This is a genomic window from Marinovum sp. E3 (genome assembly GCF_055755275.1).
In genome coordinates this window covers 1,805,219-1,829,343 of record NZ_CM146908.1, presented here as the reverse complement: position 1 = coordinate 1,829,343, position 24,125 = coordinate 1,805,219, and the positions used below count along the sequence as shown (strand labels likewise).

Genomic DNA, 24,125 nt, shown 5'->3' with positions numbered 1-24,125 from the left:
GGGGGAACCCGGCCGACGCTGTTGCGGTTGATCAGTTGGCCAGAGCCTGGGCGCTGTTCACCAGTTCGGCACCGCCCTCGACCTTGTTGGCAAAGGCCTCGTAGATCGGCGCCGAGGCCGCGATAAAGGCTTTCTTGTCCGCAACATTGACCTCCATGCCGGCTTCCTTGACCTTGTCGACCAGGGCATTGTCGGCGGCCTCACCCTGGGCCAGAGACCAGTCCTGCACTGTGGCGGCAACGCTGCTGACGGCGGATTTCACGTCGTCGGGCAGGGCGTTCCACGTTTGAAGCCCGGTGGTCAGATAGGTTGGCGAATAAACGTGGCCGGTCAGGCTCAGGTGTTTCTGCACCTCCTGGAAATTCGCCCCGGTGATGTTGGTCAGCGGGTTTTCCTGGCCGTCCATCGTGCCGGTCTGCAAGGCGACGAATACCTCGGAAAACGACATCGGCGTCGGGTTTGCACCCCATTCCTTGAACATGGCAACCCGCCATTCCGAGGACGGCGTGCGGATCTTCAGCCCGTCGAGATCGGCCGGCGTGTTGATCGGGCGCGAGTTGTTGGTGATCTGGCGGAAGCCGTTTTCCCAGGTCGACAGCACCTTGAGCCCGGCGTCTTCGGCCTTGGGCGCAAGCTGTTTCTGCACGATTTCGGCATCGATCGCCTTGAGATGCGTGCGGTCCTGCACCAGGAACGGCATGTCGAACAGGGCGAATTCCGGCGCGACGTTGGTCATGATCGAAGAGACCAGTGTGAACTGCACTGTGCCCAGCCGCAGCTTCTGCATCAGCTCCTTTTCATCGCCAAGCTGGCCGTCGGCATAGAATTCGACACTATGGGCATCCCCGAGCTCGGCCCGGAGGTCTTCGGCGAACTTGGCGGCGCTGCGCCCCTGAAGGCTGTTCGAGGCGGCACCCACCGCGACGATATAGGTCTCGGCGGCCACCGGGGCGCCGGCCAGCGCCGCAACACAGGCCATCAGGCTGGCAGTCATGCCGGTTCTGAGAATTTTCATTGATTGGTCTCCTCTCCCTTGCGGACAGCAAATCGCATATCCGTCCAATGTATTTTGTATACATGTCGCAAGTATGGACGAACAGGTTTTTTTTGGATAATATGAATCTGCCGCAAATTGCCGCGAATATTGCAGTTGAATCAAAGGACTAGTGGATGGGTTCCTCGCTTGCCATCACCAATCGCTCTCTCCATGACCAGGTCGTGAGCAAGGTGCGCGATCTGATTATTGAAGGAACATTGGAGCCGGGGAGCCGAATCGACGAGGCGCGTCTCATCGACGAGCTGGGGGTCTCTCGCACACCGTTCCGCGAGGCGTTGCGCACGCTTGCCGCCGAGGGGCTGGTGATCGTGCGGCCCTCGAAAGGCAGTATCGTGCGCAAGCTGACGCCGGATGACGTGTTTTCCATGCTCGAGGTGCTGGGCAATCTCGAAAAGCTGGCTGGCGAACTGGCCTGTGAACGGGCGAGCGATCCGGAAATCTCGGCCCTGATAGAACTTCATAACCGGATGATGGAATGTTACCGCACCGGCGAGCGGTTGCCCTATTACAAGCTGAACCAGGAATTTCACGCGCGGCTGGCGGAATTGTCGAAGAACGAAACGCTGGTGGAGATGCAGGCCAACATCCAGGCCCGGCTCAAGCGGATTCGTTACATCGGCAATCAGAAACCCGATTCCTGGTCCGGCGCGGTCGCCGATCACGAGGACATGGTGCGCGCGCTGAAGGACAGGGACGGGCCGCGCCTCGGCGAGACCATGGCGAGCCACCTCAAAAAGACCTGGGATCGGGTCAAGGACAGCATCTAGCATGACGCCCGGGGCAAAGGCGGCACCGCGAAGGGTTGGAACAGGCAAGGCGATGCAGCGATGGTCAATCTGACGGCATGTCGGTATTTTCTCGAGGTCGTTCGGCTGGGGTCGATCCGGCTTGCGGCCGATCGGCTGCATGTTTCGCCGTCGGCGATCAGCCGGCAATTGGCCAAGCTCGAGCGCGAATTCGATGGCCAGCTGGTGGAGCGGCGCGCCAATGGGGTCGAGCTGACCGAGGCCGGCAAGGTCGCGGCCGAGCATTTCGCGGCAATCTTTGACCAGGTGGATCTGGTCAAGGGCGAAATCTCGGACCTGCTGAAGCTGAAGGCCGGCAGCGTCTCGATCGCCACCGTCGAGGGGATCTCCGATCCCTTCCTCTCGGAACAGATCCAGGCGTTTCGCCAGAAGTTTCCGGCAATCGATTTCCGGGTACGGATCCGCGGGCGCGAGCGGGTATTGGAGGCGCTGGAACAGCATCTTTGCCAGGTCGGCTTTGTCTACGACCATTTTACGCACCCGATGATCGAGATTGTCGGGCAGTGGCAGCAGCCGCTGCTGGCGCTGGCGCCGCCATTGCATCCGCTGGCCGACGGGCGGCGGCTGCACCTGGGCGATCTGGTCGAGGCGGCCTGCGTGCTGCCCGATGACAGTTTCGGCATTCATCACCTGATCAACCGCGCCTTTCGCAAGATCGCGGCGCGCCCGAAACCGATCATGGTGGCGGATCAGCTGCATTTCCTGATCCGGCACGCCGTCCGCACGACGTCGATTGTCTATGTGCCCTTGCAGGCCGCCCTGCGCGAGGTCGAGGCCGGCGAACTGGTGCCGCTGAACCTCGACTGCAAGGATTTCGACCACCGGTTCATCTATGCCATCGTGCGCCGCGACCAGCGCCGATCACCGGCCTGCGAGGCCTTTATCAATGCGCTGGTGTCCAATTTCCCGAAAAGCGAGAAACTGGACGCCAGGATATTGAAACGTCTGCGCGGGGCTCAGGCGTGAAGTTCGATCGTGATGTCGGCCTCGACCGGGGCGTTCAGGCCAAGCTCGTGCTGGGTCAGCGCAGCGCGGGCGTGTTTTCCGTTTTCCTCGCCCCATAGCGCGACAAAAAGGTCCGATGCGCCGTTCAGCACCCGATGCGGCTCGGTGAAGCCGGGGGCGCAGGAGATATAGCCGATCATCTTCACGATGCGCTTGACCCGGTCGAGATCGCCCAGAACCGCCTTCATCATCGCCAGGTGATTGATCGCCATCAGCCGGGCCGAGGCATATCCTTCCTCGATGGTCAGGTCAGAGCCGACCTTGCCCACATGGGGCAGCACGTCATTGTCGTTTTCATCCGGCTGGGTTCCCAGAGTGCCGGAGGTATAGAGGATATTTCCGACGACGACGCCGGGCAGGTAATTGCCAATCGGCTTGGGCCGGCGCGGCAGGATAATCCCCATTTCGTTCAGGCGGGCTTCGGTGGTGTGCGGCATCATGTGTCTCCAGTTTGAACGCTGCTGTCGCGTGCAAACTAGGCATTTTGAAAGCGTTGCGGCGTGCTGTGAGGTCAACGCTTTGTTGCCCTATCGGCAACGCATCGCCCGAATTTTCCGTGCTGTCGTCGTGAATAACGCAGCAAAAACAAATGGATATGAGCACATCGCGATTTGCGTGGCCGGGCCATCCCCGGGGCCGAGTGCAAATCACGGCTATAGTGCGGATCGGATTAGCTCATATGGTCATCCCAGAATCGGAGGACGGAAGGAGCCACGCCGGTGAGCGCAAATCCACAGACAAGATCCCTGGCTGAAATCGCGGCCGAGCTGCGCGATGGCACGCTCAGATCGTCCGACCTCTTGCAGCAGGCGACGGCCCGGCATGACGCGACCGAGCCGCATCTCAATGCCTATCGCACCTGGTGCGGCGACCGGGCGCGCAAACAGGCCGGTGCGGTCGATACGCTGCTGGCCACCGGCATCGATCTCGGGCCCCTGATGGGGGTGCCGGTATCGGTCAAGGACCTGTTCGGCGTGCCGGGCCTGCCGACCTTCGCGGGCACCGACGCGGCTTTTCCGGCGGATCGGGAAGTCTCGGGCCCGGTGGTCGGAGCGGTTCTGGCGCAATCGGGGATCGTCACCGGCAAGACGCATACGGTCGAATTTGCCTTTGGCGGCCTGGGCACGAACCCCCATGCCGGCACGCCGGTCAACCCCTGGTCGGCGCCCGATGCGCCGCGCGCGCCGGGCGGATCGAGCGCCGGGGCCGGCGTCTCGCTGGCACAGGGCTCGGCGCTCCTGGCCCTGGGCACGGATACCGCAGGGTCGGTCCGTATTCCGGCGGCGCTGACCGGTCAGACCGCCTTGAAGATCACCCATGGCCGCTGGTCGCTGGACGGGATCGTTCCGCTGTCTCCCTCGCTCGACACGCCGGGGCTTCTGGCGCGCAGCATTGCCGATCTCGCCTTTGCCTTTGCCGCGATCGATCCGCAGCGCCCGGAAGTTCCCGCCAATGGCGCGGTCACCGGGCTGCGCATCGGCGTCATCCAGAACACCGTCTGGGACGATATCGACCCCTCGATTGCCGAAAACACCCGGGCGGCGCTGCAAATGCTCGAAAAATCAGGCGCGTCCCTGACCCAGGTCACCTTGGCCTGCGTCGACGAGGTGCTGGCGATTTTCCGTGCCGGCGGGCTTGCCGCGCCGGAGCTGCGCGCCTTTCTCGACCGGAACTTTCCGGAGCGGATCGCGCGGCTCGACCCGACGGTCATGGCACGGGTCCAGGCGGCGGACGATGTCTCGGCGGCGGAGTACCTGCAACGCGCGGCCAGTCTGGCACACTGCGGCCGGAAAGCGGCAGAGGTCTTCGACATTGTGGATGTCCTTGTGTCGCCCACGGTGCCGATCACCGCGCCCAGGCTGGCCGATCTGGCGGATGGGGAAACCTATCGCCGGGCCAACATGATGGCGCTGCGCAATACTGCGCTGGTCAATCTCTTTGGCTGGTGCGCCGTGACCTTGCCGACCGGGCTCGACGCGCATGGCATCCCCTCGGGATTGCAGATCATTGCGCCGCCGATGCAGGAGGCCCGGCTGCTGGCCGCGGCCGTCGCGGTCGAGCGCGTCATCGGTTCGGGCCCCGAGATGCTGGGGGCCGCGCCGCTTTCGAATACCACCAATAACCCACCACTCACCAACAGGAGACCCCATGAAACTGTTTAGCAAAGCCATCGTTCTGGCGCTGGGCACCGCGCTTGCCGGCGCCGCCCATGCGGCGGAATACACCTTCACCTTTGCGCATGTCCTGACCGAGGACACGCCGAACGCCCGTGCCGCCGTTGTCTTCAAGGACGAGGTCGAAAAGAACTCGGACGGCCGGATCGCCATCAACATCCGCCCCGCCGCGCAGCTGGGGGGTGACGTCGAGATCATCGAGCAGACCCAGATGGGCCTTGTCCATATCGCCATCCCGCCGACCGGCAACCTCGCCAACTTCAACGAACAGATGTACCTCTTTGATCTGCCGTTCCTGCTGAGCGACGATGCGGCGATGAAGCGGGTTCTGGACGGCGAGGTCGGCACCGAGCTGCTAGGCACGCTGGGCAAGAACAATCTGCACGGCATCGCCATGTGGGGCGCGGGCTTCCGCAACATGACGAACAACATCCGCCCGATTTCCAGCCCCGACGATCTTTCGGGGATCAAGATGCGCACGCTTCAGGCGCCGACCATCCTGGCCACCTATCGCGCCTATGGCGCCAATCCGACGGCCATGGCCTATGTCGAGGTCTACAACGGGCTGCAACAGGGCGTGGTCGAAGGGCAGGAAAACCCGCTGGCCAATATCGCGTCGATGAAATTCTACGAGGTTCAGGACTACATGACCCTGACCCGGCACGCCTATCACACCTATGCGGCGGTGATGAACAAGCAGGCCTGGGACAGCCTGCCCGAAGACCTTCAGACCGTGATCAGCGATGCGATGATCGTCGGCCGTGATGCCGCCCGCATCTTCACCGATGAGGACGAGGCCAAGATCATCGACATGATCAAGGACCAGATCGAGATCCAGGAGCTTTCGCCCGAAGGCAAGGCCGCCTTTGTCGAAGCCTCGCAGCCGATCTATGACGAGTTCCGTGACAAGGTGACGCCCGCCCTGATGGACAAGGCGATCGCCACCGCCAAAGGCGAATAAGCAAAGCGAGGGGTGCGGACATGATCACCTGGTTAAATCGGATAGTCGACCTGATCGAGAACACGCTCGTCACGGGATTGATCATGACCGCGACCCTGGTCGCCATTGCCCAGGTCATTGCACGCTACGTGTTCAACAACTCGCTCTACTGGTCGGAAGAGGTCATCCTCTATTCGCTGATCACCATGAGCTTTCTGACCATGGGCATGGGGGTGCGCTATGCCTCGCATATCAGCGTCGAGGCGCTTTATGCCTTTGTCTCGCCCCGGGCGACGACCCTTCTTCAGATCGGGGCCACCTGCCTCGGTCTGATCTTTGCCGGGGTGCTGATCTGGTACGGCGGCAAGCTGGTGGTCAACACGTCGCGCATGGGCCAGCTTTCGCCGGCGCTGCGCATTCCGGTGGGCTACATCTACAGCGTCATCCCGATTTCCGGCGGCTTCATGGTGCTGAGATATCTTCTGGTGCTGCAAGACCTTGTGGCGGGGCGCAGCTATGCACCGCCCCAGGTCGACATCAAAACGAGCTGAGGATTCCCTATGGTTGGCGCTCTAGTCCCCGTCTTCTTCGCCTTTCTCATCTTCGGCCTGCCGATCTTTGCGGCGCTCGCGCTTGCGGTGGCGGCGGCCTTCTATTTCTGGGGCGGATTGGACCCGGTGCTTGTGCCGATGCGCATGTTCTCGGGCATGAACAACTTTTCGCTCATGTCGATCCCGTTCTTCATCCTCGCGGCGGAACTGATGCGGATCGGCGGGCTCTCGGACCGGCTGATCAACCTGGCCCGTGCCATCGTCGGCTGGCTGCCCGGCGGCCTGGCGGCGGCGGCGGTGGTGGCCTGTCTGATGTTCGGATCGATCTCGGGCTCGAGTCCGGCGACGGTCATCGCCATCGGGTCGATCCTCTATCCGGCCATGGTCAAGGCCGGCTATGACAAGTATTTCTCGATCGGGCTGATCACCACCGCCGGCACCCTCGGCCCGATCGTGCCGCCCTCGATCGCGCTGATCATCTATGGCTCGGTCACCGGCACCTCGGTGGGCAAGCTCTTTGCGGCGGGGCTGTTGCCGGCGATCCTGATCGGCGGCATCCTGATCGCCTATGCAAGCTGGTACTCGGCGCGCAAGGGATATCCGCGCGATGCCATGCCGACGCTTGCCGGCATTCTCGGTGCCCTCAAGAGCGCGGCCTGGGGGTTGGGCCTGCCGGTGATCCTGCTGGGTGGCATCTATTCCGGCGTGTTCACCCCGACCGAAAGCGCCGCCGCTGCTTGCCTTTATGGCTGGCTGGTCGGGGCGGTGATCTATCGCAGCATTTCGCTGCGCGAAACGCTTACGGTGCTGCGCAACACCGGGCTGATTTCGGGCCCGCTGCTGCTGATCACCGCCGGCGCCTCGGCCTTTTCCTGGCTGCTTGCCAGTTCCGGCACGCCGGCGCAGCTGGCCGGCTACATTCTCAGCGACACCAGCAACGGCTTCGTCGTCATGGCGCTGTTCAATCTGATCCTGCTGGTCGCCGGCTGTTTCCTCGACAGCGCCTCGGCGATCATCATCCTGGGGCCGTTGATGATGCCCATCGCGCAACAGGTCGGCGTGGACCCGATCCATTTCGGGGTGATCATGCTGGTCAACCTGTCGGTCGGCATGCTGACGCCGCCGGTGGGGCTGAACCTCTTCGTTGCCATGGGTGTGGCCAACATGAAGCTCGGCGAGGTATTCCGCGCCACGCTGCCGACGATCCTTCTGATGCTGCTCGCCCTGCTGATCCTGACCTATGTTCCGGTGATCAGCATGCTGCTGCCCGACACCATGTTCTAGGGCGCACGGCGCGGCGCATGTAAAATGCAATACTGCCCGGTCAGCCGAGCTGAGCCGGGCAGTCTGACCTACATGATGCCGGTGGCAAAGGAAATCAGGAAGGTGATCAGCGCCGCGACCCCAACCGCCCCGGCCACTTCCGGCCACCAGCCAAAGTCGTAAACCGGCAGGTCGTCATTGTCATCGGAGGTCTGCATGAGTGGTCCTTTCCGAAATTGTCAGTGGCTCAGGCTCGGAAGCCAAAGGGCGATTTGCGGGAAGATCAGGACGAGGGTCAGCCCGATCAGCTGCAATCCGATGAAGGGCAGCACGGCGAGGAAGATCTCTTGCAGCGTCACGTCCTTGGGCGCCACCGATTTCAGGTAGAAACAGGCCGGGCCGAAAGGAGGGCTCAGCATGTAGATCTGGATGTTCATGGCAAACAGGATGCCGAACCAGACCGGATCGTAGCCCAGTTCCACCACCACCGGGGCAAACACCGGCACGGTGATGAAGACGATGGCGATCCAGTCCATGAAGGTGCCCAGCAGCATGATGATCCCCATCATGATCAGGATCACCACGATCGGCGCCACGTCCATGCCGGTCAGCATTCCCTTGAGAAAGGCGGTGCCGCCCAGAAGATTGTAGATCCCCACGAGGCTCACCGCGCCGACCACCAGCCAGACGATGGAGCCGGTGGTGATCGTGGTGCTCCACAGCCCGTCGCGCAGGCCCGCCCAGGTCAGCTCGCGCCGCAGCACGGCCAGGACCACGGCCCCGGTGGCGCCAAGCGCGGCGGCCTCGGTGACGGTGGCGACGCCGGTATAGATCGAGCCCAGCACACCGCCGATCAGGATGAAGGGCAGGATCAGCCCGGTCATGTAGCGCAGTCGCTGGGTGAAAGGCAACTGTGCCTCGGGCGCATCATAGGCCGGCGCCAACGCCGGGTTCAGCCGGGTGCGGATCAGGATATAGGCGATATAGAGCCCCGCCAGCAGGAAGCCGGGCAGGAAACCGGCCGAGAACAGGTCCTTGACCGAAACGCCGGCCTCGGAGCCATAGACGATCAGCACCACTGACGGCGGGATCAGCGTGGCCAGGGAGCCGGAGGCGGCAATGGTGCCGATCGACAGCTTGCGGTCATAGCCCAGTCGGAACATCTGCGGCAGGGCAATCAGACCCAGAAGCACGATCTCGCCGCCGACGATGCCCGACATGGCCGCCAGGATGACCGAGACAAAGACGGTCTGCACCGCCACGCCGCCACGCATCCGGCCGCCGAGAATGGCCATCGAGGTGAAAAGCTCGCGCGCCACGCCGCCGCGTTCGAGAATATTGGCCATGAAGACAAAGAACGGAACCGCGACCAACGTGTATTTCTCGAACACATGGACAACGTTGGAACTGACCAGGATCAGCCCCGGCGCGCCGAATTTCAACAGCGCGGCGGTGAGCGAGACCAGCAGCGTCGAGGCACCCAGAGGGACGCCCACCGCCATCAGGAAGAACAGGCTCGCGATGATCAGGAGCGTGATGATTTCGATGCCCATAGGGTCAGTCCTTCATGTCCACGGTCAGATCCATGTGGCCTGTACCGTGGTCGTGTGTCTGGCGTTTTCGGTCCAGAAGGTTGGCAAGGATCTGAAGGGCATAGGTGATCAGCGCAAAGACGATCATGACCTTCAGGTAGGTCGGCAGGGGCGGGTTGAAGGCGCTGCCGGAGCGCTCGAGATGCGCGGTGGCGCGCAGGAAGGGCTGCCAGTTGGCCCATAGCAGGCCAACCACCGCCAGCAGGCTGACCGCCATCGCCACCCGGCGCATCCGCGTCCAGGTCTTGTGGCCGACCACGATCTCCATCACCGTGACGGTGATATGCCGGTGCTGCTGGGTCACGGCGGCGGCCGAGATCATCCAGGCAGTGGCGCACAGCGCCATCACCACTTCGGTGGTCCAGACGGTGGGCGCGTCCAGCGCATAGCGGGTGAAGACCTCCCAGACCGACAGGGCGATCGCGGCGATGTAAAACGGCCCGCAGGCCTTGCCCAGAAAGACGCTGAACTTGCCGACGGCGGTAACGAAGCGCTGTCTCATCGGGTCATGCCTCCTTTGCATGCTGGGGCGAACGGCCCGTTGGTCCGGGCCGTCCGCCTTGGGGCGTCGGATCAGTTCAGGAGCCCGATCTTTGTCATGAAGGCCAGATGCGCATCGAGCGCGGCGCGGGCCTCGGGCGATTTTGCGGCGGTCTCTTCCCAGGCTTCCACCGCCACCGCGCGAAAGGCGTCGCGGTCTTCCTGCGCCCAATCGATCACCTCGATTTCGGGGTCGGCCTTGTCGCGTTCGACAAGCGACTTGTCCTCGGCATCGAGCGCGGCCAGGAGATCGGCGTAGGCGGCGTAATACCATTCCTCAAGCCCGGCCTGCGCCTCCGGGCTCAGCCCGTCCCAGAGCCGTTTGTTGATGGTGAACTGGTGCACCGCCATCGAGTGGATGCCGGGATAGAGCGGGTAGGGCGCGATCTGGTGAAAACCGTTCTGGTCGTTGTTGACGTAAGCCGACGCATCGGCGGCATCGACTACGCCTTTTTCCAGCGAGGTGAATACCTCGGCAAAGGGGATGTTCGACGGGCTGGCACCGGCCTTGCGGAAAACGGTGGCGGCGAGGCCCTCGGGCGAGCGGATCTTGAGGCCCTGAAGATCCTCGATGGACCGGATCGGAACGGTCGAGACCAGCGCTTCTTTCGATACCGCGCCACAACCGACGACATGGATCAGGCCCGGCAGGGTGGCCTCCCAGAGCTCTTGCAGCGCCTCGGCACCGCCGCCTTCGCGGCAGAACTGCTGTACCTGCTGCGGCGTGTCGTAGCCGGCGATCAGGTCGCCCAGAATGGCAAAGGCCGGGTTGCGGCCCGAGAAATAGGCAATCGAGGTCAGATCGCCCGACAGCACACCGGCAGCCACGCCATCGGGTGTTTCGTTTCGCGGCATGACCGATCCCATGGGCGGGAATTCCACGGTCAATTCGCCGTTGGTCATCTCGGGAAGCTTCTGCGTCCAGTTGTCATTCATGTAGCCAAAGGAAAAGCCGCCCGACTGGGTCGAGGTCTGGACCTGAAGGTTCTGCTGCGCCGCCGCACCGCTGGCCAGCAGGCCGGCAATGGCGGCGATGATGAATTTCTGTGTCATGTCTTTCCTCCTCCGGCCCGATGCCAGGCCTCTCATTTGCTCCGGGCAGCGACTGCAAAGAGCGAGTCGGGCCGGTTTCGACTACAAAGCATTTTTCGACGAACGCGTCAATGTATGCATTATTTTATTTGACGACGTATGCCGATATAAGTTAGCAGTGAGTCAGTGAAGGAGAGGCACCATGGCGCAATCGTCAAAACCGACACGGGTCAGCGACGCATACACGCAGATCAAGCAAGAGATCCGCTCCGCCCGGATGCCGCCCGGTTATCAGGTGCCGGAACCGGAGATTGCCCTGCGGTTGGGGATGAGTCGCACGCCGGTGCGCGAGGCGCTGATCCGGCTCGAGATCGAGGGGCTGGTGGAGTTGATCCCGCGGCGCGGTGCACGGGTGCTGCCGATTCAGGCCTCCGACATGGCCGAAATCTACGAGATCCTGACAGCGATGGAGCCGGAGGCGGCGGCGGCGCTGGCCGGGCGCAGGCCGACAGAGGCGGCGCTGAAGCCGCTGGAAGAGGCGACCGCCGAAATGGAGGCGGCGCTGGAAGCCAGGGATCTCGATGTATGGGCCGAGGCGGACGACCGGTTTCACCATCTTCTGCTGGAACTGCACGGCAACCGGCGGCTGATGGAATACATCGGCCTGCTCAACGACCAGGCGCACCGGGCCCGGATGGTGACGCTGCGCATGCGCCACCTGCCCGAGAAATCCACCGCCGATCATCGTGCCATCCTTGAACATATCCGCGCCGGCGACCCCGATGCCGCGCGCACCGCCTTCCGACAGCACCGACAGCGCGCCGCGCAGGAGCTATTGGCAATCCTGGAAAACTACCGGCTCGCAAATCTCTGACGGTCGGACGACACTGGAGCACTATACATGGGAACGACATTGAAAATCGCCCTTATCAAGGGCGATGGCATAGGTATTGATGTGTCCGACGCCACCGTCGAGGTGGTGGATGCCGCCCTGGCGCGGGCCGGCGCGCAGCCGCTGGAATATGACGAAATCCGCGCCGGGGCAGGGTGCTTTGCCGAGAGCGGCCAGGACATTGAGCCGGACGGCGAAGCCCGCGCCGGGGCCGCCGATGCGATCTTTCTTGGCGCCATCGGCCTGCCGTCGGTCCGCCATGCGGACGGCACCGAAATCAGCCCCCACCTGCGCCTGCGCGACCGCTTCGGGCTTTATGCCGGGGTGCGCCCGGTCAAGGCCTATCCCAATGCGCCGCAAAGGCTGGCCGATCCGCGTGCCGCCGGGATCGACATGGTGATCCTGCGCGAATCCACCGAAGGGCTGTTCTATTCCGCCGCCGCCCATGGCCGCAGCGACATTCGCGGCGACGAGGAGGTGCGCGATACCCTGCGCATTACCCGCGCGACGACCGAGAAGCTGCACCGATTTGCCTTTCGCCTCGCCGAAAAGCGGAAAGAGCGCGGCAAGCCCGGGCGCGTCACCTGTGTCGACAAGGCAAACGTTTTTGCTTCGATGGCCTTCTTCCGAAAGATCTTTGACGAGATTGCGCCGGAGTTTCCGCATATTCCGACCGGTTATCAATATGTCGACGCGCAGGCGCTTCACCTCGTCCGAGCGCCTTGGGAGGCCGATGTGCTGGTGATGGAGAATATGTTCGGCGACATCCTGTCCGATCTCGCCGGCGGGCTGGTCGGAGGGATGGGCATGGCCGCCTGCGCCGAGATCGGCGACGAGACCGGGTTGTTCCAGCCGGCCCATGGCTCGGCGCCCGACATCATCGGGCAGGACAAGGCCAACCCGCTGGCCGCCGTACTCTCGGGGGCGCTGATGTTGGATTACCTGGCCGAGAAATCAAACGACGCATCATATGCCCGCGCCGCCACGTTGATTGAAGGCGCGGTCGATGCGGGGTTTGCGGCCAACCGCCTGCGTCCGATGGAATTCGGCGGCGACATGGGCACCCGTGCCATGACCGACGCACTGCTCGAATGCGTCGCCGCCAAAGATCTGGCCGCCGGATAGGAGGCATCGAAATGCCCGTTTGCCTTGGCGCCATCGCCGAGGATTTCACCGGCGCGACCGATCTGGCCAACACCTGGGTCAAGGCGGGCGTGCGAGTCGCGCAGATCATCGGCGTGCCCGACGGTTCATCCGCTCACCCGATGCGCGAGGCGCGGCTGATGACGTTGATGGCGGCACAGAGCATCCAAGCGGCGGGACGTGTCACGCATCAGGCCGTGCGGCAGGGCGCTGCCGCGATCCGGGCGGCCATCGCGGCCTTTGCGGAGCCGGGCTGTCCCTATCCGGTGATCGACGCGCTGAGCGATGATGACCTGCGCGCCATCGGCCGCGGCGCGGGGCATGCCGCTGGTCACCGGCGGCTCGGGCCTTGGTATGGGCTTGCCCGAGGCCCTGCGGGAGGAAGGCCTGCTGGGCGCAGCCGCCGCGGCCAGCCTGCCCGACATCGAGGGAAGCGCGCTGGTGACTGCGAGCAGCTGCTCTGCCGCGACGCGGACGCGGATCGCCGAGGTGTCGGGCAAATGGCCGCTGCGCAACCTGTCGCCGGAGCGGCTTGCCGAAGGCAGTGCAGATAGAAATTGCCCGAGGGGCGTTTTTCGAAGTAGGGGGGGTGTGCGGCTCCGGCCATGGTATGTGCTCCGGAACGGGTTCCAGGGCATCAGGGAGTCGCGCTTGCGTACCGATGAGTGCACGGGTCCGTGCACCATTCTGGGCACGTGCACTTGTGGCTCCGACTCCGGTCGGGGCTCAACCAATGAAATCGACCACTTAGGGGATTTTGGCTCCGGCGGTAGGGATCGAACCTACGACCAATTGATTAACAGTCAACTGCTCTACCGCTGAGCTACGCCGGAACACGAGGGGTGATATAACGAGGCCGGTTCAGGGCGTCCAGAGGGTTTTGGCAGAAAATTGCAGAAAAATTCATGACCCCGCGGAAAGGGTGAAACCACCGTCGAAGCCCAGCTCTGATACCGGCGCCACGCGGGTTTTGCCGGTCAGATCAACGAGGTGCGCAAAGACATTGCGGCTGGCGGCGGGCAGCAGGGCGGGGGGGGGGTCGCGGTATATCCGCGCCGCAAGCTCGGTCGCGGTCAGCGCGCCACCGGCCAGGGCGGCGAGGATCTCGGCCTCGCGGGCGTGGCGGTGCGATATCAGCCAGGCGAGCCGGCCGGCGGGATCGGCGATTGGGGCGCCGTGGCCGGGGTAGAACCGCTGCCAGTGGCGACTGGCGAGCCGCGCGCAGGAAGCCATGAAATCGGTCAGGTCGCCATCGGGCGGCGAAACCAGCGACGAGGCCCAGCCCATCACGTGATCGCCGGAAAACAGCGCGTCGCCCCAGGCCAGGCAGATGTGATTGCCCATGTGTCCGGGCGTGTGCAGCGCGGTCAGCTCCCATTCGCTTGTGCGGAGGCCGGCGCCGTCGGCCAGGATCTCATCCGGCACAAAGCCGCGGTCGACGCCTTCGCCGCCGCCGCTCAGCCCGCTGTCGGCCAGGGCGGCCATCACGGCGCTGCGGCCGGAGGTGGCGGGGCCGAAGGCATGAACGGGCGCGCCGGTGGCCTCGGCCAACGGCCGCGCCAGGGGCGAATGATCGCGATGCGCATGGGTGACGATGATATGGCGGATCCGCGCACCGGCGGGCAGGGCGCGCAGAAGCGCCTCGAGATGCGCCGGATCGTCGGGGCCGGGGTCGATCACCGCGATCTCGCGGCGGCCGAGCAGATAGCTGTTGGTGCCCCAGAAGGTCATCGGCGAGGGATTGGGCGCAAGCACGCGGAGCAGTCCGGGGGCAAGTGGCTCTGCAAGCCCCGGAACGGGCGGGTTTTCCTCGGCGGCCATGCGGGTTTTCCTTCTATGCGGCGGATTGTGCGGCTAAGCCTTACCCATGTCGTTCGAATGGCTCAAACGTTATATGCCGCGCAGCCTCTATGGCCGCGCCGCCTTGATTCTGGTGCTGCCGGTGGTGACCTTGCAGCTGGTGGTGACGGTGATCTTTGTTCAGCGTCACTTCGAAGGCGTGACCGAACAGCTCACCCGTTCGGTCCGCGACGAGATACGGCTGATCGTGGCGCAGGTCGAGACCGGAGACAGCCGCGATGCCGCGACGGCGGCCATGCAGCCGCTGGCCGAGGCGCTGGATTACACGCTGAGCTGGCAGGAAATCGCGCCGGAGCAGGACACCCGCCGCTGGTTCGATTTGTCGGGTCTGGTGGTGATCCGGGAATTGCGCAGCGAACTCGAGGGGATCGCCGCCATCGCGCTGCCCAATGATCGCGACACGCTGGTCTATATCGATCTGCCGCAGGGGGTGCTGGAGCTGCGGTTCGATCGCAAGGGGGTCTCGGCCTCGAACCCGCATCAATTGATTCTCAACATGATCCTGTTCAGCCTGATCATGACGCCGATTGCCTATATCTACCTGCGCAACCAGTTGCGGCCGATCACCCGGCTGGCGGATGCGGCCTCGGCTTTCGGCCGCGGACGGGTGGTGCCATATTCGCCTTCCGGCGCGGTCGAGGTGCGGGCGGCGGGGCATGCCTTTCTCGATATGCGCGCCCGGATCGAGCGGCAGATCGAACAGCGCACGCTGCTGCTCTCGGGGGTCAGCCACGATCTGCGCACGCCGCTGACGCGGTTGAAGCTGGGGCTGTCGATGCTGGAGGACGACGAGGTGACCGATCTTCAGCGCGACGTGCGCGAGATGGAGCGGATGCTGGATGAATTCCTCGATTTCGTGCGCGGCAATGCCGAAGAGAGCACGCCCGATCTGGTCGATCCGATGCGGCTGATCCGACGGATCGTCGAGGATGCGCAGCGGGCGGAAAAACCGGTGACCCTGGGTCAGATCGAGGGGGAGGGACAGATCGCGCTGCGGCCGATTGCAATCCGGCGCGCGGTGGAGAATCTCATAGAAAATGCAACTCGTTACGGGACAAAGTGCGAGTTGAGCGCGAGCTTGACGGCGACGTCCTTGCGCATTCGGGTCGAAGATGACGGCCCGGGTATTCCCGAAGACATGCGGCTGTCGGCGACGCGGGCCTTCGTGCGGCTCGACAGTTCCCGCAACCAGAACCGGGCGCCCGGGGTCGGGCTGGGGCTGGCCATTGCGACCGATATCGCCCGCGCCCATGGCGGGGTGCTGCGACTGGGGCACTCAGAGCGGCTTGGCGGGCTTCAGGCCGACATCGTGGTGGCAAGGTAGTATTCATTTCATAGGGATGCCGGGCAAACTTCACGCATTGCCTCAGCCTGATTCATTGTGGGGCCCGGCGGGTCTGTGCCGTCTTTTGCCAGGCCGCGGGGTCTTCGATCAGAAGGCCCATTTCAGGCAGATCGACCGGAGAAGAAACTGCCTCGGATGCGGGCGCAGGCGCGTCGTCAGGGGCGGTTTCCAACTCGCTGGTGGCGCGGGGCAGGAACATCTCGACCTGTGTGCCATGCCCCGGCTGGCTCTTGAGCGTGATATGGCCGCCGGATTGGATCACGAACCCATAGACCATCGGCAGCCCGAGCCCCGAACCCTTGTCGATTGGCTTCGTTGTATAAAACGGTTCGAACACCCGCTCCAGCGCCGTTTCCGAGATGCCGGTTCCTGTGTCGGCGACCGAAATGACGACATAGGTGCCCGCCTCCAATCCCGCGGTTGGCTCGGCCTCGGTGATCGTCTGGCTGCGGGTTGTCACAATAAGCTCGCCGCCGTCGGGCATGGCGTCGCGCGCATTGATAGCAAGGTTCAACAGCGCGCTTTCGAGCTGGGTGCGATCGGCCTTGACCGGGCCCAGATCGCGCCCCAACTGGGTTTCAACGCGGATCGTCGAAGGCAGGGTGCGCCGGAACAGCCCATCCAGCCGGTTGATCACGCGATTGGCGTCCAGCGCTTCTGGCGCCAGCACGGAACGGCGGCCAAAGGCCAGAAGCTGTTTCGTGAGCTTGGCCCCGCGGGCGGTAGCGTCAAGCGCCTGGGTCAGGAGCTCGCGTTGATCAGCGCTGTCGCTCTCCAGGCGGCACAGTTCGACGTTTCCTGTAACAACGGTCAGTATGTTATTGAAGTCATGGGCAATTCCAGCCGTCAAACGCCCGACGGCATCAAGCCGTTGCGCCTCGGCAAAAATGCGTTCGTTGGTCTTTTGCTCGGTAATGTCGAGCGAGGCGCAGACCTCTCGTACGACATTGCCGCAGTCGTCTGTCTGCGGTTCCACGCTGGCCCGGATCCATCGCGTCTCGTCGCCGACGGGAACACGGTATTCCAGCGTCACCGGCACGCCTTTCAATACCTCGCGGCAGCCTTCCTTCACCCGCTGCCGGTCGTCTGGATGCACCAGGCCGATTGCGCCCCCGACAGAGGCCGCGGTGGCCAGGAAGGCTTCGACGCTGGCGCCGTGATTGCGGGCGTGCTGTTCGGAGACCACCACCGGCAGGTCGTTTACGGTGTCCCAGATGTAATAGCCCATCCCGGCGACCTTGGCGGCCAGCAACAGGGGCTGTTCCTGGTCGCGGCGCTGCGCCTCCAGGCGTTTTTCCATCAGCGCATCGCGTTGATCGGCGATGCGGCCGACGAAATAGCCCATGGTAGCGAAAATCGCGATCGAGGCCAGGGTGAGCGGTAGCGAGGCGATGATCATCTGCGGTCCAAAGCCGCTGACATGCCCGTGCAGCAGCATCACGCTACAGATCGCCGCCGACAGCATGCCGCCGATCCGGCCTCCGGTGGTGCCGGCGTACATCATGCTTGCGATCAAGAGCAGAAACGGAATCGGCAACTGAAAGTTGCCAAGGTGACCGACCTCGATCGCCGCTGCCGTGGCCAGCGTCGGCGCCACGGACGGCAGGCGTTGGCGGATAATTGCGAGTTTCATGAAACGACAAACATCGTGCAAACCGCTTTGAGATGGTGCGGATGAATATATCAATCAGGAGGAGAAAAGGGAAAAAATCGTGCACGTCATGCGATTGACGTTACGTCAACTCAGGCCACTCGCGAAAGCAAATATGGCAGCAGCAGGGGATCGGCGAAGGCAAGTCCATCAGCAAGACGGCTTGGTAGGCCCGGCAGGACTTGAACCCGCAACCAAAGCGTTATGAGCGCTCTGCTCTAACCAATTGAGCTACAGGCCCGCCTTGCGCTTGGAGTATCCAGCCACGCCGGCAGGGTCAAGGCTTTCAGATTGCGCCTGTCGACGCGATGTTTTAACCGGGCGCAGACCAAGTGACAGGACGGAGCGGGCGATGAGCGCTGAGACGGGCAAGAGCGGGCTGACCTACAGCCAGGCCGGTGTGGATATCGATGCGGGCAATGCCCTTGTCGAGCGGATCAAACCCGCCGCCAAGCGCACGGCGCGGCCCGGCGTGATGTCGGGGCTGGGCGGTTTTGGCGCGCTCTTCGATCTCAAAGCCGCGGGCTACGAAGATCCGATCCTTGTCGGCGCCACCGACGGCGTGGGCACCAAGCTGCGCATTGCCATCGACACCGGCGAGGTGGATGGCGTTGGCATCGACCTCGTTGCCATGTGTGTCAACGATCTGGTGTGCCAGGGGGCCGAGCCGCTGTTTTTCCTCGACTACTTCGCCACCGGCAAGCTCGAGACCGAAACCGCCGCGCGGATCATCGAAGGCATCGCCGAGGGCTGCGCGCTTTCGAGCTGCGCGCTGATCGGCGGCGAGACGGCGGAAATGCCCGGCATGTATCCAGAAGGCGATTTCGATCTCGCCGGCTTCTCGGTCGGCGCGATGGAGCGTGGCACGGCCTTGCCCGAGGGGGTAAAAGCGGGCGATGTGTTGCTGGGCCTGGCCAGCGACGGCGTGCATTCCAACGGCTACAGCCTGGTGCGCAAGATCGTCGAGGTCTCCGGTCTGGGCTGGGACGACGATTGCCCCTGGGGCGAGGGCACGCTGGGCGCGGCGCTGCTGCGGCCGACGCGGCTCTATGTCAAACAGGCGCTGGCGGCGGTGCGCGCGGGCGGCGTGCATGCGCTGGCGCATATCACCGGCGGCGGGCTGACGGAAAATCTGCCACGGGTGCTGAACGAGGGGCAGGGCGCCGAGATCGATCTCGATTCCTGGGATCTGCCGCCGGTGTTCAAATGGCTGGCCGAGACCGGCGGTCTGGCCGAGGCCGAGATGCTCAAGACCTTCAATTCCGGCATTGGCATGGTGCTGGTGGTCGAGGCCGACCGCGCCAGCGAGATCATCAAGGTGCTGATCGAGGCCGGCGAACAGGTGCATGCGCTGGGCCACGTCACCGAGGGCGCCGGCGTGACCTATCGCGGGGCGCTTGCATGAGCCTGCGCGTCGCCATCCTGATTTCCGGTGGCGGATCGAACATGGTGACGCTGGTCGACAGCATGACGGGCGATCATCCGGCGCGGCCCTGCCTTGTGCTGTCGAACCGGCCGGATGCCGGCGGGCTCGACAAGGCGCGGGCGCGCGGGATCGAGGTGGCGGTGGTCGATCATCGTCCCTTCGGCAAGGACCGGGCCGGATTCGAGACCGAGCTTCAGGCGGCGCTGGAGGCGGCCCGCCCCGACATCCTCTGCCTGGCTGGCTTCATGCGGGTGCTGACGGCGGAGTTCGTCACCCGCTGGCAGGGCCGGATGCTCAATATCCACCCTTCGTTGCTGCCGAAATACAAGGGGCTCGACACCCATGCGCGGGCGCTGGCCGCCGGCGATGCCGAGGCCGGCTGTTCGGTGCATCTGGTGACGCCAGAGCTTGATGACGGGCCGGTCCTGGGCCAGACAGAGGTCTCGATCGCGCCGGACGACACGCCCGAGAGCCTTGCGGCGCGCGTTTTGGTAGAGGAACACAGGCTTTATCCGGCGGTATTGCGCCAATTCTGCACGCAATTCCGTCGCGTATAAGCCGTCGCACGCTCTTTTCATCCCGGTTTTTAGCTCATATGCTGGCTTTGAGGGAGCGCGATAAAATAAAAAAGGGCGCCTATGCGTATTATTACGACGACCGCGGAATTGGCCGAATTCTGCACCGCCGCGCGTCAGGAACCGTATGTCACCGTGGATACGGAGTTCCTCCGGGAACGGACCTATTATTCCAAGCTGTGTCTTGTGCAGATGGCCATGCCGGGCAAGGACGACAGCAATGCCGTGCTGATCGATCCTCTGGTCGAGGGGCTGTCGCTCGATCCAATGTACGAACTGTTCCGGGATGGCAATGTCGTCAAGGTGTTCCACGCCGCACGGCAGGATCTCGAGATCTTCTTTGTCGATGCCGGGGTGATCCCGCATCCGCTGTTCGACACCCAGGTCGCCGCCATGGTCTGCGGCTTCGGCGAACAGGTGGGCTATGAAAAGCTGGTGCGGGCGATTGCCCGCAAGGGGCTGGACAAGACCTCGCGGTTTACTGATTGGTCGCGCCGGCCATTGACGGAGGCGCAGCAGAAATACGCGCTGGCCGACGTCACGCATTTGCGCACGATCTACGAATTCCTCGCCGCCAAACTGGAAAAGACCGGCCGGGCCCATTGGGTGGAAGAGGAAATGTCGATCCTGGAAGACCCGGAAACCTATATCATGCGGCCGGAAGAGGCCTGGCAGCGGGTGCGCACCCGCACCACGACGCCCAAATTCCTGGCCATCGTGCGCGAGCTGGCGCGGTTTCGCGAATCCTATGCCCAGACCAAGGACATTCCGCGCAACCGGGTGTTCAAGGACGATGCCATGCTCGAGCTGGCCTCGACCAAGCCGAGCTCGGTCGCCGATCTGGGCCGGTCCCGGCTGCTGCTGCGCGAGGCGCGGCGGGGCGAGATTGCCGAAGGCATCCTGGCCGCGGTGCAGGCCGGGTTGAACTGTCCGCCCGACAAGATGCCGCAGATCGATCGCTCGCGCGAAAAGCTGCAAGTCAATCCGGCGCTGGCTGATCTGTTGCGGGTGCTGCTCAAGGCCAAGACCGAGGCCAGCGACGTGGCTTCGCGGCTGGTGGCGCCATCGGCGGATCTCGACGCACTTGCCGCCGGGCTGCGCGACGTCCAGGCGCTGCGCGGCTGGCGGCACGAGGTCTTTGGCCGGGATGCGCTGCGGCTGTGCGCCGGTCAGGTCGCGCTGACGGTGCGCGGCAACGATGTGCAGATCGTCGAACTCTGACAATCACCGGGCAAGGGGGCGGCGCCCCCTGATCCCGTGACCCCCCGGGATTAACGGCTGGCGCTGCGGATGTTGTCGCGGGCCACCACGCGGATTGTCCGAATGCCGGCAAGCTCTTGTTCCGTCAGGCGAATGGCGGCGGTGACGGCGCGCGCATGGGCATTGCCCACGCCCTCGCCATAGCGCGGCTGGACGGCGCGGAACTCATAGCTCAGGCTGCCGGCTTCGGCCTCCTCGAGCGCGACGAGACGCACATCATAGCCTTCGATCGAGGTCAGCACGCCCGAAACTTCGACCACGGCGCCACCCGCCACCTGGCGGATATGCAACTCGGTCACCTGTTCCACCAGCGCGCCTTCATAGGGCGGTGCGTCGCGTTTGCCAAAGAACGCCCGCCGCTCGGGGATCAGCGTGTTCACCTCGCTCTCGGCCGGCGGGGTGGCGACGGTCTCGCTGCGCCCGAACCAATTGGCCGGATTCACCCGGGAGTCGCGCACCGCGGCACAGCCCGCCAGCGACGTCGCCACCACCAGTGATGCCAGAACCAGTTTGCGCATGGGCCACTCCCTTTGTCGTTGCCTTGGGTTAGCGCATTGGCCGCGGGTTGAAAAGCGATTGCGACTGGACCTTTGGCATTTGGCTGCATAGGTGAGGAACAGTTGCATCGGAGGGGTTATGGCCAGCGCTGCATTTGAAGAGATTGTCGAGGATTTCGAATTCCTCGAGGACTGGGAAGACCGGTATCGCTACGTCATCGAGAAGGGCCGCGACATGGCCCCGCTCGACGAAGCGCTCAAGGTGCCCGCCACCAAGGTCGAGGGCTGCGCCAGCCAGGTCTGGCTGCACATCCGCCCCGAGGGCGGGGCGTTTCATTTCGATGGCGACAGCGATGCGATGATCGTGCGCGGTCTGATTGCCGTGCTGCGGTCGCTTTACAACGGGCTGCCGGTGTCCGAGGTGCCGGGCGTCGACGCCGGCGGCGAGCTGGCGCGGCTGGGGCTGAACGATCACCTGTCGGCGCAGCGTTCGAACGGGCTGCGGGCGATGGTCGAGCGTATCCGGGACCGGGCGGCGGAAGTCGCCTGAGACACCGGCGACGGTTTGCCCGCCGGAACGCCGCGGGCCCTCGGTCGGAAGCGCGGTGCAGGCGGCCGAGACTGCTGCAAAAGAAAAGGGCCGGCGCTTGGCCGGCCCTGGTGTCAGAACGGGATTTCGTCGTCGATGTCGCGGCTGGGCGGGTTTCCGCCGCCCTGGCTGCCGCCACCGCCATAGCCCTGATCCTGCGGGCCGCTGTCATAGCCGCCGCCGTAGTTGCCCTGGCCGCCGCCACCAAAGCCGCCACCACCGCCGCCGCCCTCGCGACCGTCGAGCATGGTCAGGGTGCTGCCAAAGCCCTGCAATACCACCTCGGTGGAATAGCGATCCTGGCCGGATTGGTCCTGCCATTTGCGGGTCTGAAGCTGACCTTCGAGGTAAACCTTTGATCCCTTGCGCAGATATTGCTCTGCGACGCGCACCAGCCCTTCGTTGAAGATCGCGACCGAATGCCATTCGGTGCGCTCGCGGCGTTCACCGGTGTTGCGATCCTTCCAGGTTTCGGAGGTCGCGATGCGCAGATTGCAGACCTTACCGCCATTCTGAAAGGTCCGCACTTCCGGGTCGCGCCCGAGATTTCCGATGAGAATGACTTTGTTGACTGACCCGGCCATATTGCCCCCAAGTTGCACGTTCTGATTGCGCCGAATTCCGAATCCGGCGGCGAAGTTCGGCGGAGCCTACCTCACCTGATCATGATTGATAAATGGCAAACGGGTGCCGGTCTGGCCGAATCCGGAATTTTGGGTATATTGCGCCAAAACGACGTGGGGACAGTGTGTATGCGCAAGGTGCTATGCGTAGCTTTTGCGGCGGCTCTTCTGCCGCTCGCCGGCCAGGCCGAAACGATCTCGACCAAGGGCCAGGCCAATCTCTTCAAATCCAAGACCGGCGTGCTCGACCGTCGCGCCGCCCAGCAATACAACAATTCGGTCAGGTTGCAGCCGCCCAAGGTGGTGACCCCGACCAAATGGGATGACGCAGGGCAGGGACCGAACCAGCGCTACACCGGCGCGTACAAAGGGGTCTATTCCGGCATGGCCCGCGATGCGGCGCGCGCCCATGGCGTCCCCGAGGATCTGTTCCTTCGGCTGGTGCAGCAGGAAAGCGGCTGGAACCCCGAGGCACTGAGCCACAAGGGCGCCTATGGGCTGGCGCAGCTGATGCCCGGCACCGCCCGCAGGCTCGGCGTGAACCGCGAGGATCCGGCGCAAAACCTCAGCGGCGGCGCGCGCTATCTCAAGCAGCAATATGATGCCTTTGGCTCCTGGCGGCTGGCGCTCGCCGCTTATAACGCCGGGCCGGGTGCGGTGCTGAAATACGGCGGCGTTCCGCCCTACCGGGAAACCCGGAACTACGTGAAAGTGATCTGGGGCAGCTGAGTGCCTCAGAGATCGGCCCAGCCGTCGGGCAGGGGCCGGAAGGGATAGACGGCCAGATCGTCATAGACCGGCGCGCCGCCGCCCAGGGTCGACCGGGTGAGGGTGATGCCCTGCGCCACAAAACCCGGGATCTCGGCCCGCGCTGTGTCTGACAGGTAGCGCTGCACCTCGTCGGCCAGCCCGGCGGGCGGTCGCGCGCCAAAGCGCGCCAGCGTCACATGCGGCTTGAACTTCTGGCGCTCGGGGCGAAGCCCGGCCAGCCGCGCCGCGCCCTGCACCGCGCGGTGCAGCGTTTCCAGCTCTGGCGAAGGCCGCACCATGGCGGCCACAAGGCGCGGTTTGCTGCCGCCAAAGATATCCACCCCGGAAAACGCCACGTCGAAGGGCCAGGCGCGGATCTCCTCGAGCGCCGCGTCCAGATCGGCGAGCTGCTGCGGCGCGACCTCGGCAAAGAAGGCCAGGGTGACGTGAAACTGATCCGCCCCCACCTGCCGGCCCACCCGCAGGCCCGTTTGCAGATCGCTCAGCGCATCGCGGGCCTCCCCGGGCAGGGGCAGTGCCACGAACAGCCGCAT

26 protein-coding genes and 2 tRNA genes are annotated in these 24,125 nt (G+C 64.1%); 15 read left to right on the top strand and 13 right to left on the bottom strand.

Features of this window, described 5'->3' with window-relative positions:
* Positions 1–31: 31 nt before the first annotated feature.
* Positions 32–994: a TRAP transporter substrate-binding protein gene (locus AC0J5K_RS08965; RefSeq protein WP_420398648.1), complete on the bottom strand. Its 963-nt coding sequence runs from the start codon at positions 992–994 to the stop codon at positions 32–34.
* A 176-nt stretch (positions 995–1,170) separates the two neighbouring features.
* On the opposite strand from AC0J5K_RS08965, the gene AC0J5K_RS08960 reads away from it, so the two are divergent.
* Together AC0J5K_RS08960 and AC0J5K_RS08955 are read left to right on the top strand one after the other, a co-directional pair.
* Complete coding sequence (locus AC0J5K_RS08960) at positions 1,171–1,824, top strand: GntR family transcriptional regulator (protein WP_274565438.1); 654 nt, start codon at positions 1,171–1,173, stop codon at positions 1,822–1,824.
* 60 nt (positions 1,825–1,884) lie between these two features.
* Positions 1,885–2,829: a LysR family transcriptional regulator gene (locus AC0J5K_RS08955; protein WP_074835586.1), complete on the top strand. Its 945-nt coding sequence runs from the start codon at positions 1,885–1,887 to the stop codon at positions 2,827–2,829.
* On the opposite strand, the gene AC0J5K_RS08950 is transcribed toward AC0J5K_RS08955, so the two are convergent.
* Positions 2,820–3,305 carry a RidA family protein gene (locus tag AC0J5K_RS08950; protein ID WP_074835802.1) on the bottom strand — a complete coding sequence of 162 codons (486 nt, stop codon included), beginning with the start codon at positions 3,303–3,305 and terminating at the stop codon, positions 2,820–2,822. The genes AC0J5K_RS08955 and AC0J5K_RS08950 overlap by 10 nt on opposite strands.
* A gap of 282 nt (positions 3,306–3,587) precedes the next feature.
* Here AC0J5K_RS08950 and AC0J5K_RS08945 point away from each other — a divergent pair, with 282 nt between their 5' ends.
* The 4 genes from AC0J5K_RS08945 to AC0J5K_RS08930 are packed head-to-tail and all read left to right on the top strand — an operon-like array spanning position 3,588 to position 7,817.
* Positions 3,588–5,030, top strand: coding sequence for an amidase (locus AC0J5K_RS08945; protein WP_274565439.1), 1,443 nt, complete (start codon positions 3,588–3,590; stop codon positions 5,028–5,030).
* Positions 5,017–6,003, top strand: a complete 987-nt coding sequence (locus AC0J5K_RS08940; RefSeq protein WP_048531632.1) for a TRAP transporter substrate-binding protein — start codon at positions 5,017–5,019, stop codon at positions 6,001–6,003. Before AC0J5K_RS08945 ends, AC0J5K_RS08940 begins: the two co-directional genes overlap by 14 nt.
* 20 nt (positions 6,004–6,023) lie before the next feature.
* The gene (locus AC0J5K_RS08935) at positions 6,024–6,533 is read left to right on the top strand and encodes a TRAP transporter small permease (protein WP_048531633.1); all 510 of its coding nucleotides are present in this window, start codon (positions 6,024–6,026) and stop codon (positions 6,531–6,533) included.
* Positions 6,534–6,542: 9 nt separating this feature from the next.
* Positions 6,543–7,817, top strand: coding sequence for a TRAP transporter large permease (locus AC0J5K_RS08930; RefSeq protein ID WP_048531635.1), 1,275 nt, complete (start codon positions 6,543–6,545; stop codon positions 7,815–7,817).
* Positions 7,818–7,885: 68 nt separating this feature from the next.
* On the opposite strand, the gene AC0J5K_RS08925 is transcribed toward AC0J5K_RS08930, so the two are convergent.
* From AC0J5K_RS08925 to dctP, 4 genes are all read right to left on the bottom strand, one after another.
* Complete coding sequence (locus tag AC0J5K_RS08925) at positions 7,886–8,014, bottom strand: hypothetical protein (protein ID WP_274565440.1); 129 nt, start codon at positions 8,012–8,014, stop codon at positions 7,886–7,888.
* Positions 8,015–8,035: 21 nt separating this feature from the next.
* Entirely contained in the window at positions 8,036–9,349 is a 1,314-nt protein-coding gene (locus AC0J5K_RS08920; protein WP_074835589.1) for a TRAP transporter large permease, read from the bottom strand.
* Between the two features lie 4 nt (positions 9,350–9,353).
* Positions 9,354–9,890: a TRAP transporter small permease subunit gene (locus AC0J5K_RS08915; protein WP_074835591.1), complete on the bottom strand. Its 537-nt coding sequence runs from the start codon at positions 9,888–9,890 to the stop codon at positions 9,354–9,356.
* A 71-nt stretch (positions 9,891–9,961) separates the two neighbouring features.
* Positions 9,962–10,981, bottom strand: coding sequence for a TRAP transporter substrate-binding protein DctP (dctP, locus tag AC0J5K_RS08910; RefSeq protein WP_274565441.1), 1,020 nt, complete (start codon positions 10,979–10,981; stop codon positions 9,962–9,964).
* Between the two features lie 181 nt (positions 10,982–11,162).
* Between dctP and AC0J5K_RS08905 the strand changes: the two genes are divergently transcribed.
* Genes AC0J5K_RS08905 through AC0J5K_RS08895 form a run of 3 tightly spaced genes read left to right on the top strand, consistent with a single transcriptional unit; the run spans position 11,163 to position 13,549 of the window.
* On the top strand, positions 11,163–11,834 hold the full coding sequence (locus AC0J5K_RS08905; RefSeq protein ID WP_074835594.1) for a GntR family transcriptional regulator: 672 nt from the start codon (positions 11,163–11,165) through the stop codon (positions 11,832–11,834).
* 39 nt (positions 11,835–11,873) lie between these two features.
* Positions 11,874–12,977, top strand: a complete 1,104-nt coding sequence (locus tag AC0J5K_RS08900) for an isocitrate/isopropylmalate dehydrogenase family protein (RefSeq protein WP_244526438.1) — start codon at positions 11,874–11,876, stop codon at positions 12,975–12,977.
* A gap of 11 nt (positions 12,978–12,988) precedes the next feature.
* The gene (locus AC0J5K_RS08895; RefSeq protein ID WP_074835597.1) at positions 12,989–13,549 is read left to right on the top strand and encodes a four-carbon acid sugar kinase family protein; all 561 of its coding nucleotides are present in this window, start codon (positions 12,989–12,991) and stop codon (positions 13,547–13,549) included.
* 204 nt (positions 13,550–13,753) lie between these two features.
* Here the strand turns inward: AC0J5K_RS08895 and AC0J5K_RS08890 are convergent.
* Both AC0J5K_RS08890 and AC0J5K_RS08885 read right to left on the bottom strand, forming a co-directional pair.
* Positions 13,754–13,828 (bottom strand) — tRNA-Asn (locus AC0J5K_RS08890).
* Between the two features lie 70 nt (positions 13,829–13,898).
* Positions 13,899–14,816, bottom strand: coding sequence for an MBL fold metallo-hydrolase (locus AC0J5K_RS08885; protein WP_274565442.1), 918 nt, complete (start codon positions 14,814–14,816; stop codon positions 13,899–13,901).
* 46 nt (positions 14,817–14,862) lie between these two features.
* On the opposite strand from AC0J5K_RS08885, the gene AC0J5K_RS08880 reads away from it, so the two are divergent.
* Entirely contained in the window at positions 14,863–16,179 is a 1,317-nt protein-coding gene (locus AC0J5K_RS08880; protein ID WP_048531688.1) for an ATP-binding protein, read from the top strand.
* 52 nt (positions 16,180–16,231) lie between these two features.
* Here AC0J5K_RS08880 and AC0J5K_RS08875 read toward each other — a convergent pair whose 3' ends face one another.
* Together AC0J5K_RS08875 and AC0J5K_RS08870 are read right to left on the bottom strand one after the other, a co-directional pair.
* Complete coding sequence (locus AC0J5K_RS08875; protein ID WP_074835602.1) at positions 16,232–17,833, bottom strand: two-component system sensor histidine kinase NtrB; 1,602 nt, start codon at positions 17,831–17,833, stop codon at positions 16,232–16,234.
* Between the two features lie 182 nt (positions 17,834–18,015).
* A tRNA-Ile gene (locus AC0J5K_RS08870) sits at positions 18,016–18,092 on the bottom strand.
* A gap of 111 nt (positions 18,093–18,203) precedes the next feature.
* On the opposite strand from AC0J5K_RS08870, the gene purM reads away from it, so the two are divergent.
* The 3 genes from purM to rnd all read left to right on the top strand — a co-directional run bounded on the left by purM (position 18,204) and on the right by rnd (position 21,073).
* A complete protein-coding gene (purM, locus tag AC0J5K_RS08865) occupies positions 18,204–19,256 on the top strand; it encodes a phosphoribosylformylglycinamidine cyclo-ligase (RefSeq protein ID WP_074835604.1) in 1,053 nt (350 codons plus the stop codon).
* Positions 19,253–19,834 carry a phosphoribosylglycinamide formyltransferase gene (purN, locus tag AC0J5K_RS08860; RefSeq protein WP_048531694.1) on the top strand — a complete coding sequence of 194 codons (582 nt, stop codon included), beginning with the start codon at positions 19,253–19,255 and terminating at the stop codon, positions 19,832–19,834. The genes purM and purN overlap by 4 nt, the downstream gene beginning before the upstream one ends.
* A gap of 81 nt (positions 19,835–19,915) precedes the next feature.
* Complete coding sequence (gene rnd, locus AC0J5K_RS08855; RefSeq protein WP_048531697.1) at positions 19,916–21,073, top strand: ribonuclease D; 1,158 nt, start codon at positions 19,916–19,918, stop codon at positions 21,071–21,073.
* Positions 21,074–21,123: 50 nt separating this feature from the next.
* Here rnd and AC0J5K_RS08850 read toward each other — a convergent pair whose 3' ends face one another.
* Entirely contained in the window at positions 21,124–21,630 is a 507-nt protein-coding gene (locus AC0J5K_RS08850; protein WP_048531698.1) for a hypothetical protein, read from the bottom strand.
* 118 nt (positions 21,631–21,748) lie between these two features.
* Here AC0J5K_RS08850 and AC0J5K_RS08845 point away from each other — a divergent pair, with 118 nt between their 5' ends.
* Positions 21,749–22,159: a SufE family protein gene (locus AC0J5K_RS08845; RefSeq protein ID WP_048531699.1), complete on the top strand. Its 411-nt coding sequence runs from the start codon at positions 21,749–21,751 to the stop codon at positions 22,157–22,159.
* 113 nt (positions 22,160–22,272) lie between these two features.
* On the opposite strand, the gene AC0J5K_RS08840 is transcribed toward AC0J5K_RS08845, so the two are convergent.
* Complete coding sequence (locus tag AC0J5K_RS08840; protein WP_048531701.1) at positions 22,273–22,782, bottom strand: single-stranded DNA-binding protein; 510 nt, start codon at positions 22,780–22,782, stop codon at positions 22,273–22,275.
* Positions 22,783–22,950: 168 nt separating this feature from the next.
* On the opposite strand from AC0J5K_RS08840, the gene AC0J5K_RS08835 reads away from it, so the two are divergent.
* Positions 22,951–23,550 (top strand): lytic transglycosylase domain-containing protein, encoded by a 600-nt coding sequence (locus AC0J5K_RS08835; protein ID WP_274565443.1) that lies wholly within the window; start codon positions 22,951–22,953, stop codon positions 23,548–23,550.
* A 5-nt stretch (positions 23,551–23,555) separates the two neighbouring features.
* Here AC0J5K_RS08835 and thpR read toward each other — a convergent pair whose 3' ends face one another.
* Positions 23,556–24,125, bottom strand: a complete 570-nt coding sequence (gene thpR, locus AC0J5K_RS08830; protein WP_274565444.1) for an RNA 2',3'-cyclic phosphodiesterase — start codon at positions 24,123–24,125, stop codon at positions 23,556–23,558.

What these genes read in the sequence shown, in the direction of transcription:
- AC0J5K_RS08965 (WP_420398648.1), bottom strand. Translation starts at nt 994, where the DNA reads ATGACTGCCAGCCTGATGGCCTGTGTTGCGGCGCTGGCCGGCGCCCCG.
- AC0J5K_RS08960 (WP_274565438.1), top strand. Translation starts at nt 1,171, where the DNA reads ATGGGTTCCTCGCTTGCCATCACCAATCGCTCTCTCCATGACCAGGTC.
- AC0J5K_RS08955 (WP_074835586.1), top strand. Translation starts at nt 1,885, where the DNA reads ATGGTCAATCTGACGGCATGTCGGTATTTTCTCGAGGTCGTTCGGCTG.
- AC0J5K_RS08950 (WP_074835802.1), bottom strand. Translation starts at nt 3,305, where the DNA reads ATGCCGCACACCACCGAAGCCCGCCTGAACGAAATGGGGATTATCCTG.
- AC0J5K_RS08940 (WP_048531632.1), top strand. Translation starts at nt 5,017, where the DNA reads ATGAAACTGTTTAGCAAAGCCATCGTTCTGGCGCTGGGCACCGCGCTT.
- AC0J5K_RS08935 (WP_048531633.1), top strand. Translation starts at nt 6,024, where the DNA reads ATGATCACCTGGTTAAATCGGATAGTCGACCTGATCGAGAACACGCTC.
- AC0J5K_RS08930 (WP_048531635.1), top strand. Translation starts at nt 6,543, where the DNA reads ATGGTTGGCGCTCTAGTCCCCGTCTTCTTCGCCTTTCTCATCTTCGGC.
- AC0J5K_RS08925 (WP_274565440.1), bottom strand. Translation starts at nt 8,014, where the DNA reads ATGCAGACCTCCGATGACAATGACGACCTGCCGGTTTACGACTTTGGC.
- AC0J5K_RS08920 (WP_074835589.1), bottom strand. Translation starts at nt 9,349, where the DNA reads ATGGGCATCGAAATCATCACGCTCCTGATCATCGCGAGCCTGTTCTTC.
- AC0J5K_RS08915 (WP_074835591.1), bottom strand. Translation starts at nt 9,890, where the DNA reads ATGAGACAGCGCTTCGTTACCGCCGTCGGCAAGTTCAGCGTCTTTCTG.
- dctP (WP_274565441.1), bottom strand. Translation starts at nt 10,981, where the DNA reads ATGACACAGAAATTCATCATCGCCGCCATTGCCGGCCTGCTGGCCAGC.
- AC0J5K_RS08905 (WP_074835594.1), top strand. Translation starts at nt 11,163, where the DNA reads ATGGCGCAATCGTCAAAACCGACACGGGTCAGCGACGCATACACGCAG.
- AC0J5K_RS08895 (WP_074835597.1), top strand. Translation starts at nt 12,989, where the DNA reads ATGCCCGTTTGCCTTGGCGCCATCGCCGAGGATTTCACCGGCGCGACC.
- AC0J5K_RS08885 (WP_274565442.1), bottom strand. Translation starts at nt 14,816, where the DNA reads ATGGCCGCCGAGGAAAACCCGCCCGTTCCGGGGCTTGCAGAGCCACTT.
- AC0J5K_RS08880 (WP_048531688.1), top strand. Translation starts at nt 14,863, where the DNA reads ATGTCGTTCGAATGGCTCAAACGTTATATGCCGCGCAGCCTCTATGGC.
- AC0J5K_RS08875 (WP_074835602.1), bottom strand. Translation starts at nt 17,833, where the DNA reads ATGAAACTCGCAATTATCCGCCAACGCCTGCCGTCCGTGGCGCCGACG.
- purM (WP_074835604.1), top strand. Translation starts at nt 18,204, where the DNA reads ATGAGCGCTGAGACGGGCAAGAGCGGGCTGACCTACAGCCAGGCCGGT.
- purN (WP_048531694.1), top strand. Translation starts at nt 19,253, where the DNA reads ATGAGCCTGCGCGTCGCCATCCTGATTTCCGGTGGCGGATCGAACATG.
- rnd (WP_048531697.1), top strand. Translation starts at nt 19,916, where the DNA reads ATGCGTATTATTACGACGACCGCGGAATTGGCCGAATTCTGCACCGCC.
- AC0J5K_RS08850 (WP_048531698.1), bottom strand. Translation starts at nt 21,630, where the DNA reads ATGCGCAAACTGGTTCTGGCATCACTGGTGGTGGCGACGTCGCTGGCG.
- AC0J5K_RS08845 (WP_048531699.1), top strand. Translation starts at nt 21,749, where the DNA reads ATGGCCAGCGCTGCATTTGAAGAGATTGTCGAGGATTTCGAATTCCTC.
- AC0J5K_RS08840 (WP_048531701.1), bottom strand. Translation starts at nt 22,782, where the DNA reads ATGGCCGGGTCAGTCAACAAAGTCATTCTCATCGGAAATCTCGGGCGC.
- AC0J5K_RS08835 (WP_274565443.1), top strand. Translation starts at nt 22,951, where the DNA reads ATGCGCAAGGTGCTATGCGTAGCTTTTGCGGCGGCTCTTCTGCCGCTC.
- thpR (WP_274565444.1), bottom strand. Translation starts at nt 24,125, where the DNA reads ATGCGGCTGTTCGTGGCACTGCCCCTGCCCGGGGAGGCCCGCGATGCG.